This is a genomic window from Aerococcus sp. UMB7834, assembly GCF_030215145.1.
Classification (GTDB): domain Bacteria; phylum Bacillota; class Bacilli; order Lactobacillales; family Aerococcaceae; genus Aerococcus.
The window spans coordinates 23,704-42,061 of the sequence record NZ_JASOLI010000011.1; the positions used below are offsets into that span (position 1 = coordinate 23,704).

22 protein-coding genes are annotated in these 18,358 nt (G+C 47.8%); 9 read left to right on the plus strand and 13 right to left on the minus strand.

The window, feature by feature from the left end:
- Nucleotides 1-192: 192 nt before the first annotated feature.
- Nucleotides 193-741 carry a hypothetical protein gene (locus tag QP339_RS08615; RefSeq protein WP_284911167.1) on the minus strand — a complete coding sequence of 183 codons (549 nt, stop codon included), beginning with the start codon at nt 739-741 and terminating at the stop codon, nt 193-195.
- Nucleotides 742-1,105: 364 nt separating this feature from the next.
- A complete protein-coding gene (locus tag QP339_RS08620; RefSeq protein WP_284911168.1) occupies nt 1,106-1,525 on the minus strand; it encodes a DUF4430 domain-containing protein in 420 nt (139 codons plus the stop codon).
- A gap of 151 nt (nt 1,526-1,676) precedes the next feature.
- On the opposite strand from QP339_RS08620, the gene QP339_RS08625 reads away from it, so the two are divergent.
- Both QP339_RS08625 and QP339_RS08630 read left to right on the plus strand, forming a co-directional pair.
- Complete coding sequence (locus QP339_RS08625) at nt 1,677-2,558, plus strand: formylglycine-generating enzyme family protein (protein WP_284911169.1); 882 nt, start codon at nt 1,677-1,679, stop codon at nt 2,556-2,558.
- A gap of 18 nt (nt 2,559-2,576) precedes the next feature.
- Entirely contained in the window at nt 2,577-3,359 is a 783-nt protein-coding gene (locus QP339_RS08630; RefSeq protein WP_284911170.1) for a sulfite exporter TauE/SafE family protein, read from the plus strand.
- A 307-nt stretch (nt 3,360-3,666) separates the two neighbouring features.
- On the opposite strand, the gene QP339_RS08635 is transcribed toward QP339_RS08630, so the two are convergent.
- From QP339_RS08635 to QP339_RS08665, 7 genes are all read right to left on the minus strand, one after another.
- Nucleotides 3,667-4,356 (minus strand): DUF3800 domain-containing protein, encoded by a 690-nt coding sequence (locus QP339_RS08635; RefSeq protein WP_284911171.1) that lies wholly within the window; start codon nt 4,354-4,356, stop codon nt 3,667-3,669.
- An 11-nt stretch (nt 4,357-4,367) separates the two neighbouring features.
- The gene (locus tag QP339_RS08640) at nt 4,368-5,282 is read right to left on the minus strand and encodes a class I SAM-dependent methyltransferase (protein WP_284911172.1); all 915 of its coding nucleotides are present in this window, start codon (nt 5,280-5,282) and stop codon (nt 4,368-4,370) included.
- 545 nt (nt 5,283-5,827) lie between these two features.
- Nucleotides 5,828-5,992 carry a hypothetical protein gene (locus tag QP339_RS08645; protein ID WP_284911173.1) on the minus strand — a complete coding sequence of 55 codons (165 nt, stop codon included), beginning with the start codon at nt 5,990-5,992 and terminating at the stop codon, nt 5,828-5,830.
- A gap of 74 nt (nt 5,993-6,066) precedes the next feature.
- A complete protein-coding gene (locus tag QP339_RS08650) occupies nt 6,067-6,228 on the minus strand; it encodes a hypothetical protein (protein WP_168162707.1) in 162 nt (53 codons plus the stop codon).
- 10 nt (nt 6,229-6,238) lie between these two features.
- Nucleotides 6,239-6,448, minus strand: a complete 210-nt coding sequence (locus QP339_RS08655; RefSeq protein ID WP_070617997.1) for a hypothetical protein — start codon at nt 6,446-6,448, stop codon at nt 6,239-6,241.
- A 46-nt stretch (nt 6,449-6,494) separates the two neighbouring features.
- On the minus strand, nt 6,495-6,779 hold the full coding sequence (locus QP339_RS08660; protein WP_284911174.1) for a hypothetical protein: 285 nt from the start codon (nt 6,777-6,779) through the stop codon (nt 6,495-6,497).
- A 56-nt stretch (nt 6,780-6,835) separates the two neighbouring features.
- On the minus strand, nt 6,836-6,994 hold the full coding sequence (locus QP339_RS08665; protein ID WP_168162706.1) for a hypothetical protein: 159 nt from the start codon (nt 6,992-6,994) through the stop codon (nt 6,836-6,838).
- A gap of 284 nt (nt 6,995-7,278) precedes the next feature.
- Between QP339_RS08665 and QP339_RS08670 the strand changes: the two genes are divergently transcribed.
- From QP339_RS08670 to QP339_RS08685, 4 genes are all read left to right on the plus strand, one after another.
- Nucleotides 7,279-8,490, plus strand: coding sequence for a GHKL domain-containing protein (locus tag QP339_RS08670; RefSeq protein ID WP_284911175.1), 1,212 nt, complete (start codon nt 7,279-7,281; stop codon nt 8,488-8,490).
- 14 nt (nt 8,491-8,504) lie between these two features.
- Nucleotides 8,505-9,269: a LytR/AlgR family response regulator transcription factor gene (locus QP339_RS08675; RefSeq protein ID WP_284911176.1), complete on the plus strand. Its 765-nt coding sequence runs from the start codon at nt 8,505-8,507 to the stop codon at nt 9,267-9,269.
- Between the two features lie 208 nt (nt 9,270-9,477).
- Nucleotides 9,478-10,413, plus strand: coding sequence for an ABC transporter ATP-binding protein (locus QP339_RS08680; RefSeq protein WP_284911177.1), 936 nt, complete (start codon nt 9,478-9,480; stop codon nt 10,411-10,413).
- A complete protein-coding gene (locus QP339_RS08685; RefSeq protein WP_284911178.1) occupies nt 10,406-11,206 on the plus strand; it encodes an ABC transporter permease subunit in 801 nt (266 codons plus the stop codon). The genes QP339_RS08680 and QP339_RS08685 overlap by 8 nt, the downstream gene beginning before the upstream one ends.
- Nucleotides 11,207-11,292: 86 nt before the next feature.
- Here the strand turns inward: QP339_RS08685 and QP339_RS08690 are convergent, their stop codons facing one another.
- Together QP339_RS08690 and QP339_RS08695 are read right to left on the minus strand one after the other, a co-directional pair.
- Nucleotides 11,293-11,982 (minus strand): ABC transporter permease, encoded by a 690-nt coding sequence (locus tag QP339_RS08690; RefSeq protein WP_284911179.1) that lies wholly within the window; start codon nt 11,980-11,982, stop codon nt 11,293-11,295.
- Complete coding sequence (locus tag QP339_RS08695; protein ID WP_284911201.1) at nt 11,975-12,802, minus strand: ABC transporter ATP-binding protein; 828 nt, start codon at nt 12,800-12,802, stop codon at nt 11,975-11,977. Before QP339_RS08695 ends, QP339_RS08690 begins: the two co-directional genes overlap by 8 nt.
- A 328-nt stretch (nt 12,803-13,130) precedes the next feature.
- Between QP339_RS08695 and QP339_RS08700 the strand changes: the two genes are divergently transcribed.
- A complete protein-coding gene (locus tag QP339_RS08700; RefSeq protein WP_284911180.1) occupies nt 13,131-13,409 on the plus strand; it encodes a DUF2089 family protein in 279 nt (92 codons plus the stop codon).
- Nucleotides 13,410-13,468: 59 nt separating this feature from the next.
- On the opposite strand, the gene QP339_RS08705 is transcribed toward QP339_RS08700, so the two are convergent.
- Nucleotides 13,469-13,600: a hypothetical protein gene (locus QP339_RS08705; protein ID WP_284911181.1), complete on the minus strand. Its 132-nt coding sequence runs from the start codon at nt 13,598-13,600 to the stop codon at nt 13,469-13,471.
- A 222-nt stretch (nt 13,601-13,822) separates the two neighbouring features.
- Nucleotides 13,823-14,764, minus strand: a complete 942-nt coding sequence (locus QP339_RS08710) for a 2-keto-3-deoxygluconate permease (protein ID WP_284911182.1) — start codon at nt 14,762-14,764, stop codon at nt 13,823-13,825.
- Between the two features lie 261 nt (nt 14,765-15,025).
- Between QP339_RS08710 and metE the strand changes: the two genes are divergently transcribed.
- Together metE and metF are read left to right on the plus strand one after the other, a co-directional pair.
- Entirely contained in the window at nt 15,026-17,305 is a 2,280-nt protein-coding gene (gene metE, locus QP339_RS08715; RefSeq protein ID WP_284911183.1) for a 5-methyltetrahydropteroyltriglutamate--homocysteine S-methyltransferase, read from the plus strand.
- A complete protein-coding gene (gene metF, locus QP339_RS08720) occupies nt 17,283-18,137 on the plus strand; it encodes a methylenetetrahydrofolate reductase [NAD(P)H] (RefSeq protein ID WP_284911184.1) in 855 nt (284 codons plus the stop codon). Before metE ends, metF begins: the two co-directional genes overlap by 23 nt.
- Nucleotides 18,138-18,358 lie beyond the last annotated feature (221 nt).

The window sequence follows — 18,358 nt, forward strand, 5'->3', positions numbered from 1 at the left end:
TAAAATGATTATACGCCCTCTCCTGAAAAAAGACAAAAAAGCTGGAAGCAGCTTAGCCTCCAGCTTTAAGATTCATAGTCAGGTTTGATCTGGCAGCTTTCGTGTCACTTCACAAGTCCCCGCCGCAGTCTTTCAAACTGCTCTGCTGACTTACTCCAGTGAACGCAAGCTAAGCGCCAGGCTTCACACCCTTTATTCATTTTTTTCGTTATCCCCGCTGTCTTCCTTGTCAGCCTTGTCTTGGTCTTCTGAAGTTTGGTCTTGGCCTTCAGGAGCGGACAAGCCTTCAAAGAAGGGACGACCTAGGTCTAGGAAGTTGCCCCGGCGAAAGCTTGGGAAGAAGTTATTGAATTCTTGGTTGAAGCGTTGGTGCATTTGGTTGAAGCGGTCCATCATCGCATCGTATTGGGCTTGGTTTTCTTCGGTCACATCAACCCAACCGGTGTCTTGACCATTCACATTCACCCGCATCTTCCGGCTCACACGAGGTTGTTCACTCGCGCTTTGACGGAATGGGGTACTTTCACTCGCCTTGACACTGTAGTTAGCCACGTCCTTGTCTTCTAAGTCCTTCACATCAACTTGGAAGCGGGCGCCTTTTTCTTTTAAGAAGTCTAATTTTTCTTGGTCCGAAAGGTTGGCATAGCGGATAAAATCATCTTCATTCAATTCAGCAACCAAGGTCCCTTGACCAAATTTTTCACTGTTGACATCTGCAGTCACTGTATAACGTTTCATCATTAATCACCTTTCTTCATCATCTCGAGGGATCCTTTCCCTCTTCACTTCTTATTATATCAAATTGGTCAATAAAGGTCAATGATTATTGGTCAAAAAAAGTCAGACTTTAAATCCAGTGAGTGAAGACACAAACAAAAGGCTTATCTGTGGCTTGCCCTGGCTCTATCCACAATCATACACCTCAAGTGAAGGTTCATGAAGATCAAGCCCCATTCGGGAAGCAGGCGTGTGGCTTGGCGAGAGTGAAGGTACAATCGAAGCCCTCGAGTGAGGCTTGCTGGCCCAGTCCTTACTCCCTCCCATAATAAAAAGGAATTTCCTCACAGACAGAGGAAATTCCTGTTTTCAATTTATTTATATTTTCCTAAGCGGCTTCAGATTCTGATTCAGCCTGCATCTGTTCTAGCTTCCATTCCACCTTGTCGCCGGCTTTGAGTTCGATCTGGTCAGCTCCCTTGGGTGCCATCTCACCATTAACGTAGAACATCCAGTAAGCTTGCTTGTCTTCATCCTGGCTGACGCCGTTGATGGCTTTGACAAAGCCTTTATCTTCTTCCACATCGAAGTTAGCCTTCAAGACATCCAGCACCTTGTCGCCCTCTTGGAAGGTCACTTGCTTGGTTTCAGCTTCGCCTTCTAGGGGTTGGATGCTAAAGGTCGCTTCTTGCTTGGCTTGTTCCTCGGTCTGGGCGCTGCTTTGGTCAGCTGCCTTGTCGTCGGCCGGTTGTTGGCAGGCACCGAGCAGGGCCATCGAGGTTAGTAATAAGAGCCATTGTTTCTTCATGGTAAATCCTCCTTAAGATCTATTACATTAACTTTAAGCGAATTCAGGGACAAGGTCAATCTTTTCTCGATCTTTAAGCCTTAAAAAAAGCTATCTGATGAAAATATGTTATAGTTAGATTAGATACTTATCATGAAAAAGGAGGACCTCCATGTCTGATGAACTGATTTCAATTGAAGGCGGCACTTTCCGCATGGGGAGTGACCAGAAGTCTTGTGGTTTCGACCGCGACCAGGAAGGCCCCAGCGTCGAGATCGAAGTGGCTGACTTCGCCATTAGTGCCCAAACGGTGACCAACCGGGACTTCCAGGCTTTCTTCCTGGATACCGCCTATGTTACCGATGCTGAACGCTACGGCTCGTCCAATGTCTTCTTCCTCCTCATCGATGAAGACAAGCGCGACCAATACCCCCTGACTGCTGGGACCGACTGGTGGCATGAGGTGCCAGGTGCTTCTTGGCGGCAACCGGAAGGCCCAGGTTCAACGCTAGAAGGGCGGATGGACCATCCCATCGTCCACGTCTCCCACAACGATGCCCTGGCCTATTGCCAGTGGGCCGGACTCCGCCTGCCCAGCGAAGCAGAATGGGAATACGCTGCCCAAGCTGGCCACCGGGACGGGCGCACCTATCCCTGGGGCAATGAGCTCGAAGCAGGCGGCAAGCACTGGGCCAATGTCTGGCAGGGCGACTTCCCCAACGAGAACACAGCTGCAGATGGCTATGTCGGCACTGCCCCTGCTAAAGCCTATGCCCCCAACGACTACGGCCTCTACCAGATGATTGGCAATGTCTGGGAATGGTGCAGCAATCCCGGCCGCATCCCCCTGACCCAGTTCCAAGACAGAACAGCCGAAGATTGGGCCAAGGCCTACGCCGGCTATGACCGAGCCACCGACTTCGCCCTCAGAGGAGGCTCTTTCCTCTGCCACCATTCCTACTGCCAGCGCTACCGGATCGCCGGCCGCAACGCCAACAATGCCCTGTCCAGCACCTCCAACACCGGCTTCCGCTGTGCCCAATCCCGCGCCTAAGATAGAAAGAAGGTTTGTATGCTCTATTTACTTTATTTTATTGTCATTCTCTTCGCCAATACCGTAGGAGCCGTCTCCGGCATGGGAGGAGGCGTCATTATCAAGCCCGCCCTAGATGCGATTGGTGCCCACCCTCTCAATGTAATTGGCTTCTTCTCCAGTGCCGCCGTCTTCACCATGTCCATTGTGTCGATCATCAAACAAGTCCGCGGTGGCTTCCAGATCTCCTGGCAGCGCCTCCTCGCCATTGCCTTCGGGTCCATTATCGGCGGCCGCTTAGGGGACACCATCTTCAACATCCTCATGTCCCTCTACAAGAATCCCGACAAGGTCCAGTTGATTCAAATTATTATCACCGTCATCACCCTGGGCCTCTCCATCTGGTACACCTATGACCCCAGCCGTAAGCAGCTCCGCCTAGCTGGCCTCTTCAGCTTCTTCATCGCCTCCCTGGCCCTGGGTGTCCTCTCGACCCTGCTCGGCATCGGTGGCGGGCCCATGAACGTAGCCCTCTTCATCGCCCTCTTCGGTGCCTCAACCAAGCAAGCCACGGTCTACTCCATCATCACCATCTTCTTCTCCCAGCTCTCCAAGCTCACCAGCATCGTCCTGGCAGGCAGTGTCGCAGCTGGCTCAAGCAGCTTCCTCCTCGTCATCCTCCCCGCTGCCGTTATCGGAGGCTATGTCGGCTCTGCCCTCAACCAGCGCATGACCAACAAGGCCGTCAACCGCACCTATCTCATCATCACGGCCTCCGTCATCCTCCTCAATATCGTCAACGGCGTACGACTATTCCTATAAAAATAAAGCATCCCAAAAGCTGGCACAAGCTGCTAGCTTTTGGGATGCTTTTTGTTTTTATCCTATTTTAGTTGGGTTCGAGGATGCAGAAATAGCTTCTCTTCACAAAAATCTATCGAAGGCCTTCAGCCTTCTCTAGTCTTTTGCTCCAGAGGTCCACTTCTACCCGCGCTCCCTCACGCCCTGGTCTAGTCGGGTTCGGTCTGGCAGCTTTCGTGTCACTTCACAAGTCTCCGCCGCAGTCTTGCAGACTGCTCTGGTGACTTGCTCCAGTGAACGAAAGCTAACCGCCAGCCCTCACACCCTGTTATTCAAATAAACTCAATTCGCTCTTACCCCGCGGGAAGAAGCGTGTTTTGCCGATGCGGCAGAGTTTGAGGAGGTTTTTGTTGTCGGGATTGGACTTGCCATGGGCTTCGCTCCGGCAGACCCGGAAGACGGTGTTGGCGAAGATATCTGCCACTTGGATCATGTTCTCGTCCTGGGAGTCCTTGTACTCGACATGGACATCGTGGAGCCAGCGCTTCTCGATGGTCATGATAATCTGCAGGTATTCCTCCAGTGAATTCAGCGACCGCAAGGCCTGGTTGCGGTTATCGATCATCATCTGCAGGTTTTCTTTTTCATTCTGGCGGTGGCCCGCAATTTCCTTGATGGCCAGGCCGACGAAATAATTGAAGGTCAGAGATGGCTTGCGCAGGAGATTGGGGTAGACCTGGAAGTTATCGATCACCAAATAATGGAAGACTGCATCTGTTTCATCACGCAATGCCTTGAAGATCTGCGCCTTCATCCCATCCGGCATATTGGACCCCTTGATCTCCTCATCGGCGGTCTTTTTCGACTGGGACTTATCCAGGTAGGACTGCTTATTGCGGCGAAAAATCTCTGCGACATGGTCGGGACGGTCGGTCTGCACAAAGGCCATGACAAAGTAACGACCGTCTGGGTTCTTCTTGCGGTTGATCGACCCTGATTCATCGACAAATAGTTGCATCCTGGTCCCTCCTAGTCCAAACGATTCTTCAAGTCAATCCGCATGTCGTAGAAGTCGCCATGGAGGGCCGCTTGTTGGTGGATGACCTCTAAGAGCCGGAAGACTTCCCCCGCATTCCCTCTCAGGGTCACACAATCATCAGCCTCTGACAAGTCATAAGGGATGCCAGACGATTCGATCCGGTCCAAGAAGTAGGCCCGCTGCTGGCTCAGGTCCTGGTCTTCTTCCGCGACCAGGGTCAGCTTGGCTTGGACCTGGTCCGCCTTCTCGAAGAGGACACAAGCAAAACTTGCGGCTCGGCCCTTCTCCGACAGGCTCATCTCCAAGTCACTAGACAGCTTAGCGGGATCCGAATTAGGGAGGACAAAGAGGCCCTCCGCCGTATCCACCAAATTCGCCTCATCTAAACTTCTCAGCTCTGCCAAATCGCGGAAATGGGCCTGGCTGTAGATGTCCCCGCCCTTGTCGCTATAGGCTTGCCCCCAGGCGCCGGACTCGGTAATGGATCCCAGTAAGATCTGGCCGCCCGGCTTCACCACCCGGCGGAATTCCCGGTAGAGGGCATCCAGGTCCTCCACAAATTCAATGGCGGTCATGGAGAGGACAGCATCGAAAGAGTTATCCTCAAAGGCCAGGTCCTGCATGTCCATCAGCTGGAAGTCTACCTCCAAGTTCTCCGCTTGCACATTGGCCTCCGCCTGGTCCAACATGGCCTGGGAAATATCGATGCCGACCACCTCAGCCCCGTGCTTGGCCAACTTGATGCTGTAATTCCCAGTCCCACAGCCCGCATCCAGGACCCGCATGCCCGGCTGGACCGTCAAGAGGGAAAAGGCCAGGTCAGTCTCCACCTTATCCACAAATTTCCCCATAGGCTTGTCGTACCATCGATCATAATCCTTGGCGTGATCATCAAAAATTGCCATCAAAACCCCTTCTTTCTACCTACTGCAGTCCGGTTCGAGGATGCAGAAAGTGCTCCTCTTCATAAAAGTCCGTCGAAGGCTTTCAGCCTTCTCTGGTCTTTTACTCCAGAGATCCCTTTCTCCCACACCCTCTCACACCCTTTAGTCGGGTTCGCAAGAGCAGACTTGACTCAAGTCTATCATAGCGGAACCTATACTAACAATTCAAGCCAGAGGATGCAAGGGGGAGAGGAAATAAAATCACAAAAAGCTCCCGCGCTGAGGAGCTTCTCGGAATCACTAAAAATTTATTATTGATGATTGATAATTCAATAATAAAGAATTACTTATTTAATTTTGAGCAGTAGTGAAGCCTTGAAGTTTGCCCTTAGCCATGAATAAGCAAGCGATGTGAATTAGGGATAGTAGGCACTAGCCGTACTAGCCCTTTGAAGCTCGCTAGGTGAGGGACCTTGGCCCGAACCGGTGCCATGACTCTTTAAGGGCAAAATTCAAAAGCGGAACGAATGCTCACTGACACTATTTAATTGTTTTAGTAAATTATACTATTCAAAAGGATTGACCTGCTCATAGGAGTCATAGCCTGCCTGGTAGGTCGCTTGATAATCATCAAAATTATTGTAGACATCTACGCCAAAGGATAAGAGCTTCATCGCAACAAAAACAAGCAATAGTTTCATAAGAAGTGACTTTCTTTCTTCGGCTTTCATAAGAACACCTCCTTGTTCGGATAACGAGTGGTCTTCTAAAAAATTAGTAATCCGTCCTAACTAAGCTCGATCCCTTAGTCAAAGGGAGAACTTTGCTCATAAGAATCATAACCCGCCTGGTAGGCTTCCCAGTAAGTATCAGCATTCCGGTAGAGATCGACACCGATACAGACCAAGGCCAGGACAATGAGTATCATCATGAACTTAGCTAAAGGACTAACTTTTCCTTTTGTCATCATACACCTTCTAGTTTCTATTAGCCCGCCAACGTTTAAAGCGGAGACTAATTTCCAGGCTTATAGCTACCAGCAAGATAAAATCCAAGATGGACTTGTAATCTTCCCAAACCAGCAGGGGGTCGCTCTTGGAAAGATAGGACAGTACAAGCTGAACCGTTAAGGCTGCTAGCCCTGCATCCAAGATAATTCTTACTTGCTTCTTACGATCTTCAGGCATCTCAAGCACCAGCTCCTTCGGTATAACTCGTTTTGAGGTCAATTTCTTATAATGAGAGCCCCCACAAGTTATTGCCCAATTGCTTGTGGTCTAGGACCTTGTGCCAAAGTTTCTTCTCCTCTACAGAAAAGTCCAGCTTCTCCGAGCTCTTAACAATCGGTGCCTTCTCTAAGAATTGTTGGATTTGACCTGTCAAAGCCACGCCCTCTGCTTCTTTAACTTCAGCTAAACTTTCCCGAACAAAACGCGTTGTTCGTGCCTCAGGGTGGTTGGCTTCTAAGCTTTGAACCAGGGCCTCCAAGCTTTCAGTGAATGATTGTTTTAAATCCATAATGGGCCTCCATTTCTAAGTCTATAAGTCACCAGAAGAATGTCGATCATAGACAACTAGTTCTTAGTTTCAGGTGCAACACGGGTGGTCTGGTAACCTTCAACGACTAAATCAAAGTTACGGTAGAAATCTATGCCTACAAAGATGATGGCCAAGATAATTAATAGCAAGATATATTTTTTCAACTTGCTGTGTGGGTCTTCTTTTGTATTCATTCAACTCCTCCTCCAAATCAACTTCTATCTGCTTTCTGTATCCTTAGTATAACAGAAAGTTTTGATAGCGTTTTAAAGTCATCATATCTGGTCGTTTTTTCATCATATCCGGTTCATTTATAGCAATGATTGACTTTTATTTAAGATTTACTTATGATAAATGTACCTTAATCCACTAGATGGGAGTGACAACTATCCCCTATTACCTATCGCTCCTCAACGCCAGCATACAAGCTATTTTATATACTTCTCTGCCTATTTTCTCTTTAAAGGCCAAGCACCCTTTGTTTAAGATATTAATGGTTAGCTCCACCTACCTCTTCTTCCAGGGGATGCTAAGAGAGCTCGTCCATTTTCAATCATTGGCCACGGTGCTTGTCATTCTTTTTCTTTTCTTTCTCCTGCAAAAAGATTCAGAGAGTGATTACCTGCTCCTTAATTTTTTACTATTGAATCAAATCTTCCATTCTATAGTCGGGTTAGCTTGCTTTGCCCTTCCCTTGAACCTGCTTCAGATTGAAGGCTGGGGACTCTTTATCACATTTTGGCTCTTAGAATCTAGCGTCACTTTTGCGACTTGTCGCTATATTCGTAAGCAAGGCAACTTATTCCAACTCTTTAAAGAAATATTCAATGACCGGATCTTCACGATTCCACTCTTATGTTTTATTGCTTTGACCATTCTTTCTGACTTCTTTTACCAGAATCCCGACCTATCTTATTCCAAGGTCTTGATGGGGCTCCTGGCTTTTATGGCCTTCCAACTCTTAGTCGCCCTCCTCCTCGCCTTCCTCTACTACCGGCGGAAGATGGCGGACCAAGCGGCTGAGTCCCAGGCCCTACGAACGGAAGATTTAGCCCTCTACCTGGACCGCTTGGAAGATAACCGGGACAGTATCCGGAAGATCCGCCACGACCTCAATGACCTCTTGTCCTTGTCCCAATTGATGGTCCGCGACCAGGACTTCGACCATTTGACAGACTACCTGGACAAGTTGTCGACCTATGTGAAGGAAGAGATGCCCCAAGAGAGTCCATCTAACCTGGCCGACCTCCAGCAGATTGAAGGCCAGGACCTGCGCTATCTCCTCATGTCCAAGCTTTTGGAGTGGGAGAAGGCGGGGATCCCCTACCGCTTCGAATGCCTCTACCCTCTGAATACTCTGCCGATTAACCGCTTCGACCTCATGCGCTGCCTGGCTATCCTGCTCAATAATGCCAACGAGGGCCGGCAAGCGGCCTATCCCAGTGCTGGTGAGACCATCGATATCCTTATGCTGGCCGATGACCAGGGGCTGGAGATCCAGGTGACCAATCCCAGTCCTGCTGTTGCGGTCCGGGAAGCCAAGCAGGCCGGTTTTTCTACCAAGGCGGGCCACCGGGGGCTAGGCCTGACCAATCTGGAAGAGATCCTCAGCGCCTATCCCAATGCCCTCCTCAACTTGACCTACCAAGAGGGCCTCTTCCAGGCCCAGCTCTACCTGACCTATCTCTAGAAAGGAGGCCCACCATGCACCCTGTTTATCTCTTAGAGGATAATCCCAGCCAGCTCCAAGCCATCACAGGCATCATCGAAGACTACATCCTCTTCCATGACAAGAGCTTCTACCTGGCCAAGGCCAGCAGCGAGCCCGAAGAAATTGCGGCGGCCTTCTCCGACCAGCCTAAGCAGCCGGGCCTCTACTTCTTCGACATTGAAATTAAGGGCCAGGCAGAGGGGATAAGCCTGGCTCAAGAGATCAAGCGTTTGGACCCCTATGGACGGATTGCCTTCATCACGGCCCACTCCTCCTATGCCCCCCTGACCCTCCAACAGCACCTGGAGCCCCTGGCCTATATCCATAAAGTCGACCTCGACAGTTTGCGCCAAGAGATCATCACCTGCTTCGAGCTCTTCTACCAGCGCCTCTATCCGGGCCAGGAAACAAAGCAAGCCAGCCTGCAAATTAAGGCGGGCTCGCAGACCTACCTCGTCGACCTCCAGGATCTCTTCAGCATCCAAACCACCCAGAAGCCCCATATCTTAGAGTTCACCACCCGGTCCAGCACCCTGCAGAGCTACGGTGCCCTCAAGGACTTCGACCAGCTTCCAGGCTTCTTCCGCCTCTCCCAATCGGCCCTAGTCAACCTCGACCACATCGACCAGGTCAGCCCACTCACTCGCCGGCTGACCCTGAGCAACGGCCAAGTCTTCGCCTTCTCCCGCAAGTACAAGGCCGCCCTCAACCAGGCCTTAGCTGAGCGGGAAAACCAGTCTGACCAAAAAGCCAAATAAAATCCGTCGCTTGCCATTCGTGAATGGTGTGACGGATTTTTTGATTTTAATATTTGAAATAGCCAATCTATGTGTTAACCAGCCATCTATAGAAGCTGCTTATCTTAAAAGTTAAATCATACTAAATAAGTGAATCTTCTGCTTATTTATAAATAAAGCAATTGAATATAATTAAGTAAATAAGTATTTGATAAAGAAAGTGATGCAAATGATTGAAGTTAAAAATATTTCAAAATCAATTAATGGAAAACAAATTGTGTCGAATATCAATTTAAAAGTAAGGCAAGGAGAATTTTTCGCACTGCTGGGTCCTAACGGCGCTGGAAAAACAACAATGATTCGATTGATCATGGGCGTACTTAAGCCTGATTCGGGGAGTGTACATTTATTTGGCGAAGACACCAATGAAGCAAATATTGAAGACCTAAAGAGAAGGATTGGTGTGCAGAATGATGCCAATTTATATGAAAATTGGACAGTCTATGAAAATATGAAAATCTGGGGCCATCTTTATGGCCTTTATGGAGTCAAACTTGATGAACGAATGGATGACTTATTAAATTTCTTTGACATAGAAAATAAAATCAATGCTAAAGTAAGTAGTCTAAGTAAAGGAATGAAACAAAAAGTATTATTGTCACGGTCAATTATCCACCAGCCCGAATTATTAATACTAGATGAACCGACTTCAGGCTTAGATCCACAAACACAGGAAAATCTTATCCATTATCTTAAGAAATTGGCAGAAAATCAAAAGCTCTCCATTCTAATGTGCACCCACCAACTGGACGGCCTAGAGCATATTATCAATAACCTTGCGATCATTCAGAAAGGAACGATTAAGCTTCAAAGGAACCCTGACCTTCTTATCGACCAAAGATGGCCCTTAAAAAGATATGTCCTAGAAGCTACACCCGTAAATGAGGCAAAGAAAATTTGTGAGGCCAAGAACTCGATTAATTTGTACAAAAATACTGAAAACAAATTATATATCATTAGTCAGGATAAGCACGAAATTCCTCTGCTAGCAAAAGATTTGATTACAGCTGGGATTGATATCTTTTCTATAAGTGAGTGTAAATATACGATTAAGGATCTCTACTTCGACGTTATTAATGAAGGTGAGGCTAGTCACTATGAATAATATAGGAACAATCATCAATAAAGAATTTATATCGTTAAAAAATAACAAATCGATAGTCAGTATTCTATTTGTCTTACCTAGTATTTTTTCGATTGTGTTCCCTATTATGATCTTAACCCTTGGGACAAATGATGCGATTATCAAAAGTATAGCTGGTCTCTCGGCTTTTTTAGAGGTTATCCCGGCTGACTTAATGCCTAGCAATCTTCCCACTGTCTATTATCCTATCTATGCGATCCTAAATTTCTTTACTCTTCCCCTCTTCTTGCTAATTCCAGTCATGATCGCCAATGTTCTCTCGAGTGAAGGCTTTATTGGAGAAAAGGAGAATAAGACCTTAGAGGGCTTACTCTATACCCCCATCTCTATCCGTAGCTTAGTCATCGGTAAAATCTTATCTGCTTTAATACCGAGTATCCTGATTACCTGGTTATTTACCCTAATTTATGAAATCATATTCACAACAGGAAGTTACTTCACCATAGGAAACTATATTTTTTTAGACTCGGTATGGCTATACGCTAGTCTCTTCCTGGCTCCCTTATTAACGATTCTATCCATCGCTTTAGTCTTTGCTATTTCCCCTTATGTGGGCAATACAAAGTCTGCCCAATCCATCGCTTTAATCATTGTGGTACCTATTATGGCCATGCTCATCTCGCAAGCCAGTGGCGCTATCTTATTAAAGCGTTCGATCATTCTATTCATTATTGCTCTCCTCTTTGTCATAGACTTTATTGTGGTAGCTATATTAATTAAACGATTTAATATCGAAAAGTATATTTTAAGTTAAAAATATAATATATAAAAATCCGTCACTCCTATTCGCAAATAGAGTGACGGATTTTTACTTTGTTTGTAATGTTTGAGATACAGGACCTATACCTTAACCACTCGCTTATAGAAGAAGTGACTGATAGCTAATAAGGCAAGTAGCCAAACTAGAGAAATCCAAAATGAAGACGTTTGCCAAATCTGATTGAATTCTTCCATGAAATAAGACGTAAATAAGGATAAGAAGGTAAAGTGAGTAAAGTCTGCAATTGTCTCATTTATAGCTGATACCATCGGAAATAGCATGATGATTAGGATCAGGATGATGGCGATAGCTTGGGCTTCGTTCACTGACCGGCAGGCCAAGCTGATAATTAGGTAGAGCAAGGAAAGGATAATGCCCGTAAGAATGCTTACAATAAAATAATTCACTGAATAGGGCACGCCCAAGAAAAGTGGAATGAGGATCAAGCCAAGTAGGGTCAGCAAGACAGGAAAAAAGAGCGAACTGAAGAGATAAGCAACACCGGACACATTGGATAATTGTAGCTCCTTAAGGTTATCCTTTTCTTTCTCTTCGCTTATGACAGGGGTAATCATTTGGCCTAGGGTGATGCTATAGAGCAAGGGGAGGATCATAAATAATTGGTAATCACCGCTCAGCTGGTCGCTATCAAAAATCATCTGGTAGATAAGGACAAAAAGATAGGGGGCAAGCACAGCAATTAAATATTGGAAATTCGTTTGATAAATCTTTAGTCGCAATTTCAAGAGTATCTGACTTTGTCTAAGCATTGAGCGCCTCCCCTGTTAGTGTCATAAAAATGTCCTCTAAGTTAGGTTCTTGTGAGTGGATGGTTTGCACCTGGTCCCAGGCCCTAAATTGGTCTAAATCTTTAAAGTTAAGGCGTTCTTGGTGCCCATCTTCAAAACTGACTTCCACCCAGCGTTCCTTATGGTATTTGTGGATTAATTCCTGGGGAGAGCCTGACTCGATCATTCGTCCCTCATGGATAATCACTATTTGGTCAGCTAGCTGACTGGCTTCAGCCATATCATGGGTGGTTAAGAAGATCGTCGTTCCCTCAGCCCGCAATTGACCAAGAATCTTATGGATGGCTTGTGTGGTCATGGGATCCAAACCGCTTGTAGGCTCATCTAAGAAGAGAATTTCTGGCGTCTTCACTAAGGCACGGGCCAAGAACATGCGTTGGCGCATACCTGTCGAGAGATTTTTGGCCTTGGTGGATCGGTCTTCATAGAGGCCGATTGCTTGGAGCAGATTATCGAGATCTGTCTGCGGGAAATTATAAAGTTTAGCATAGAGTAGGAGATTATCATAGAGCGATAATTGCTCATAATAACCATTATTATCCGAAACAATCCCCATCTTGGCCTGGTCTTTAGCTTCTAGCTGACTGCCCTCTATATTCATAATCTCAAACTGCCCAGCAGTCGGTTTTTCCTGCCCAGTCAATAGACGAATAGTCGTTGTCTTACCAGAACCAGATGGCCCTAAGAATGCAAAAATTTGACCATAGCCTACTTCAAAGCTCAAATGGTCTACAGCCTGCTTATCCTGGTAAGTCTTCGTTAAGTCCTTTGTCTTGATCATAGCTTGCATATAGTCTACTCCTCCTTCTTAATCACTCCATAAGCTATAGAAAGCTCCCATTGAATGAAGCTAACTCAGTCGTCCTTTTTCCTTCCTTCATGAAAAGCAACCGCACATAATAATAAAATTGCAACTAATAGATAAAGCTCCACACTCACACCTCCTGTATCATTTAACCAAGCTAACTTAACATAGGTCCAAATGCACTAGCAAGCTAGCGCTAAAAAAAAGTAATAAAATCAATTTTTTTGTCATTTTATTACTTTTTTCTAGAAGAGAATGCTTATATATGATAGCATTTGCTTATGTTCGTTCAAGGAGGTGTACTATGGATTGGTTTCATTATTTGTCAATTGAAGAAAGGAAATTTCTCAAAATATTTATTCTGAATGCTGGTTCGATCAAAGAGACCTCCAAGGCATACTATCAATCGTATACAAAGACGCGCAAGATGCTGGATCAAATCATTCAGAAAATTCACTATTTCGAAGCGGAAGACTATGACTTTATGGAGATGGAATTGCAAGATCTCCATAAAGCTGATGATATCTCAGATACTGTCCTCCGCCGGCTCTTAGATATCCACAAAAGATATAATTGTTCATAAAATAAATCCGTCACTCCTATTCGCAAATGGAGTGACGGATTTTTTATAGGTAGATAGCCCTAAAGCGAATTAAAACCCGCTTCTAGACCTGACACAATTGCATCGATGTTGGAAATAATCGCAAGGGCAAAGATTAAGAAAAAAGCAGCAAGTCCTACACTGATTAAGCAATCTTTTTCTTTAACTGTCATCTGCTTTTCTCCTTTCACTAGGATTTGATTAGAAGTGGTTAGCTTGCTCCTAGTGAACTGGTTCAATCAACCATCCCTGATCGTTAACCTTAGTCTATCAGAAAAAATGAGTAAATACTTAAATTCATCATATGTGGTCGTTTTTTTTCATATTTGGTAATTTTTCCCCTAATATAAAATCCGTCACCTGCCATTCTTAAATGGTGTGACGGATTTTCTTTTTTATTCAGCTTCTTTTTTCTGGAGGTGTTTGACCCAGCGTTCGGTCAGCACAGGGCTGAGGAAGCTGAGGATGACGACGGAGGCGAGGATCTGAGAGACAGCGGCGGTCTGATAGTCCAGGAGTTGGGGGTAGGTGGTTGCGAGGACGACAGGCACGGAGGTAGACAGGCCGGCCACATTGAGCATGGCTAAGCCAGCTGTCCCGTCATTACCCAGGATCTTGTAGTCAACCAAGAAGAGGGGCGACATGAAGACGATGACCACCAGGGTTAGAAGGATGCCGGTTGGGACAGCTTTAATGGCCTCCAAGACATTGGTTCCTTGCCCAATCGACCAGCCCAGCCAAGGGATCAAGACATTGAGTCCCGGTCCAAAGAGTTCTGCAAACTGTTTATCAAGATTGCCCAAGATAATCCCTAGGAGCATCGGGAGAAGGGTTGAAATCACCGGCATCCAGTCGAAGTCCCCGCTGGAGTAGACCAAGCCGAAGATAATCATCGGGAAGAGGGGGATACAGAAGAGACTGGTTAGGCCGAAAGCGTAAGGGTCATCTTCATTGCCATACTCCTCACTGATGGAGAGGTAGATGGCTGGGTTAATACTCAAGAGGGCGGTTGCTACTGCAATAGCTGGCATCCCCCAGATACCGCCATCGCCAAAGAAACGAAGGTAAGCAATAGTAACCAGGAAGGCGATCCCCAGCTTAACGAGAAAGAGAATCCCCTGGCGCTTGAGAACCCGGACCAAGCGTTTAAGATCAATCCCCACTCCCGAACAGAAGCAGAGCAAGCCAATAATAAAACCCTGGCCTTCCCCAGCTAAGAGGGACTGGCTAATCCCTCCGATCTTAAAGAGATTGGGCCACAAGGTATACAGGACCATCGAGATAAACATGGGGACGAGAAAAGTCCCTGCCGGTATCTTTTTAATTTTTTCTAACATAGGCGCTCCTTTTAGCTATTGATGAGAAGGACTCGAGCTCCCCCTCGGCTCGTACATTGTCAGTTCTATTTTATCAAAAAATAGGCTATATACGAAATAATAAGGCCATTCTATCTCCTCGACTTCAGTCCTATCCATAGCGACTGGCTATTCTTCTTGATTCAAAGTGCGTATTACCGCTAAGTCAGCCGCCTCTGCTATACTTAAGCCATTCAAAAATGTACTTCCCCTATTATTAAAAGCAAAAAAGGAACCAGTCTTATGCAAACATCAATTATCGGTTACCCGCGCATCGGGGCCCTCAGAGAACTCAAATTCCAAACTGAAAAATACTTCCGCCATGAAATCACTGAGGCCGACCTCCAAGAGACGGCCCGCCAGCTCCGCCAAGACCACTGGCTCAAGCAGAAGGCGAGTGGCCTGGACTTCATTCCCTCCAATGATTTCTCCTTCTACGACCACTTCCTAGATACGGCGGTCCTCTTCAACATCGTGCCCAAGCGCTATAAGGACCTCCAGCTCTCTGAACTGGATACTTATTTTGCCCAGGCCCGAGGCTACCAGGGAGAGGCGGGGGACGTTAAGGCCCTGGCCATGAAGAAGTGGTTCAACACCAACTACCACTACATGGTCGCCGAGATCGAAGACGATACGGTGGTCAAGCTAGCCAACAACCGGGTCCTCGACCACTACCGGGAGGCCAAGGCCTTGGGAGTGGAGACCCAACCTAGCCTCATTGGTCCCTTCACCCTGGTCAAGAAGCTCCGCTACCTGGGCCAGAAGACAGCCCAAGACTTCAAGGCAGACCTCAGCCAAGCCTATAGCGACCTCCTCCAAGACCTAGCAGACGAAGGGGTAGCCTGGGTCCAGCTGGATGAACCCGACCTTGTCTACGACCTTAGCGCTGAGGACATCCAACTCTTCCAAGACCTCTACCAGGCCATCCTCCCCAAGAAGGGAGCGGTCAAGATCCTCCTCCAGACTTACTTCGGGGACATCCGCGACATCTACCAAGAGGTCATCGCCCTCGACTTCGACGGCATCGGCTTAGACTTCCTGGAAGGCCGGAAGACTTTAGAGCTAGTGGAGAAATATGGTTTCCCAACTGATAAGCTTCTCTTCGCCGGCCTGGTCAACGGCAAGAACATCTGGCGCAACCACTATGCCAAGACCCTGTCCGTGATTGAGCGCTTAGAGGCTCAGGGAATTGCCTTAGTATTAAATACATCTTGCTCCCTCCTCCATGTGCCTTACCGCTTGGCCCCAGAAGAGCAATTAAAGGCTGACTACAAGCCCCACTTCGCCTTCGCTGAAGAGAAACTCCAAGAGCTCCAAGAACTCAAGCACCTAGCTGGAGGCGACCGTCAGAATGAGCCCGCCTACCAAGCCAACCAGGCCCTCTTTGCCCACCGACCAGATGCCAACGATCCTAGAGTCCAAAACCGAGTTCAAGCCATCAAGGAAGAGCTCTTCAACCGCCAGCCTGCCTTTGCCGAAAGGGAAGCCCTGCAGAAGGAAAGTTTCCAACTCCCCCTCTTACCAACAACTACCATCGGCTCCTTCCCCCAAACCAAGGAAGTGAAGAAGAACCGGTCCGACTTCAAGAAGGGCTTGATTAGCCAGGAGGCCTATGAAGCCTTCAACCGCCAAGCCATCGATGACTGCCTCCGCCGCCAAGAAGAGATTGGCCTCGATGTCCTGGTCCACGGGGAATTCGAACGTAATGACATGGTAGAATACTTTGGTGAACGGCTCCAGGGCTATCTCTTCACCCAGTACGCCTGGGTCCAGTCTTACGGGACCCGCTGTGTGAAGCCACCGATTATCTGGGGCGACATCTCCCGCCCCCAAGCGATAACCGTGCCCTGGTCGACCTATGCCCAAAGTCGGACCGAGCACCTGGTCAAGGGCATGTTGACTGGACCTGTGACCATTCTCAACTGGTCCTTCCCGCGTGAGGATATCTCACTAAGGGACTCGACCTACCAGATCGCCCTGGCCATCCGCGATGAGGTACTCGATTTAGAAGCGAATGGCATCCGCATCATCCAGATCGATGAAGCGGCCTTACGCGAGAAGCTTCCCCTCCGCCAGTCCGACTGGTACAGCCAATACCTAGACTGGGCAATCCCAGCCTTCCGCCTGGTCCACAGCGGCGTCCAAGCGACCACCCAGATCCACACCCATATGTGCTATAGCGAGTTTACCGATATTATCCCTGCCATTGACCAGATGGATGCCGACGTGATCAGCTTCGAAGCCTCACGGTCTGACCTGGAAATTCTCGATAGCCTCAAAGCCCAGAACTTCCAGACCCAGGTTGGCCCCGGCGTTTACGATATCCACTCCCCTCGTGTCCCTTCCGTCGATGAAATCAAAAGCAGCATTAGAAAGATCTTGGACAAGGTCGCCATCCAGAAAGTCTGGATCAATCCTGACTGTGGTCTGAAGACACGCGGTTGGGAAGAAACCACGGCCTCCCTCAAGCACCTGGTCCAAGCTACAGAGGAAATCCGCCATGAAAACGAAAGAACTTTTTAAAGAAAAAACCGTCTTCTCCTACGAGGTCTTCCCGCCTAAGAAGAGCTCTGGACCCCAAAGTATCTACAAGACCCTAGAAGAACTCAAAAGCCTGTCCCCCGACTGTATCAGCGTCACTTACGGCGCTGGGGGCGGGGACAACAATGACGAAAGCTTCAAGATTGCCCAGACCATCAAGGGCTATGGCATTGAAAGTATCGCCCACCTCCCCTGCATTGGGATGACTAAGGCTGACTTGGAAGAGAAGTTAGAAGAACTCAAGGCCCTTAAAGTTGAAAACATCCTAGCTCTGCGCGGGGACCTGCCGGCCGATGACTATGAGCCCGGTGACTTCAGCTATGCCTCCGACATGGTCCGCTTCATCAAGGACAAGGGAGACTTCAATGTGGTGGCGGCCTGCTATCCCGAAGGCCATGTCGACTGCAAGGACAAGGTCCAAGACATCAAGCACCTCAAGACCAAGGTCGATGCTGGAGTAGACCAACTCATCACCCAGCTCTTCCTCGACAACAATGACTTCTATGCCTTCCGCGAACGCTGTGAACTCGCTGATATCAACGTTCCCATTGAAGCCGGAATCATGCCGGTGGTTAACAAGCGGCAGATCGAGCGGATGACCAGCCTCTGCGGGGTCAAGCTCCCTGACAAGTTTGTCAAGATGATGGACCGCTACCAAGACAAGCCCGTCGCCATGCGTGACGCCGGCATCGCCTACGCTGTCAACCAAATCGTCGACCTGATCAGCCAGGGCGTCGACGGCATCCACCTCTACACCATGAACAACCCCTATATCGCCAAAAAGATCCACGAAGCTGTCCATAATCTCCTGTAAATAAGTAAATCGCCAGTTCCTCGCGACCTGAAAGGGTCAGGGAACTGGCGCTTTTGCTTTAGATATCTTTGCCAATTTTTTTGAAAATAAACTTACAAATAATGTAGATCAGCGTGTAGAGGCCAACAAAGAGTATGACATTTACCCAGCTGTTTGTGACTTGTAAGGACTCTTGGAGAAAATTATGGGTCATAAAAGTCAGCAGTGACACGATAAAAAAG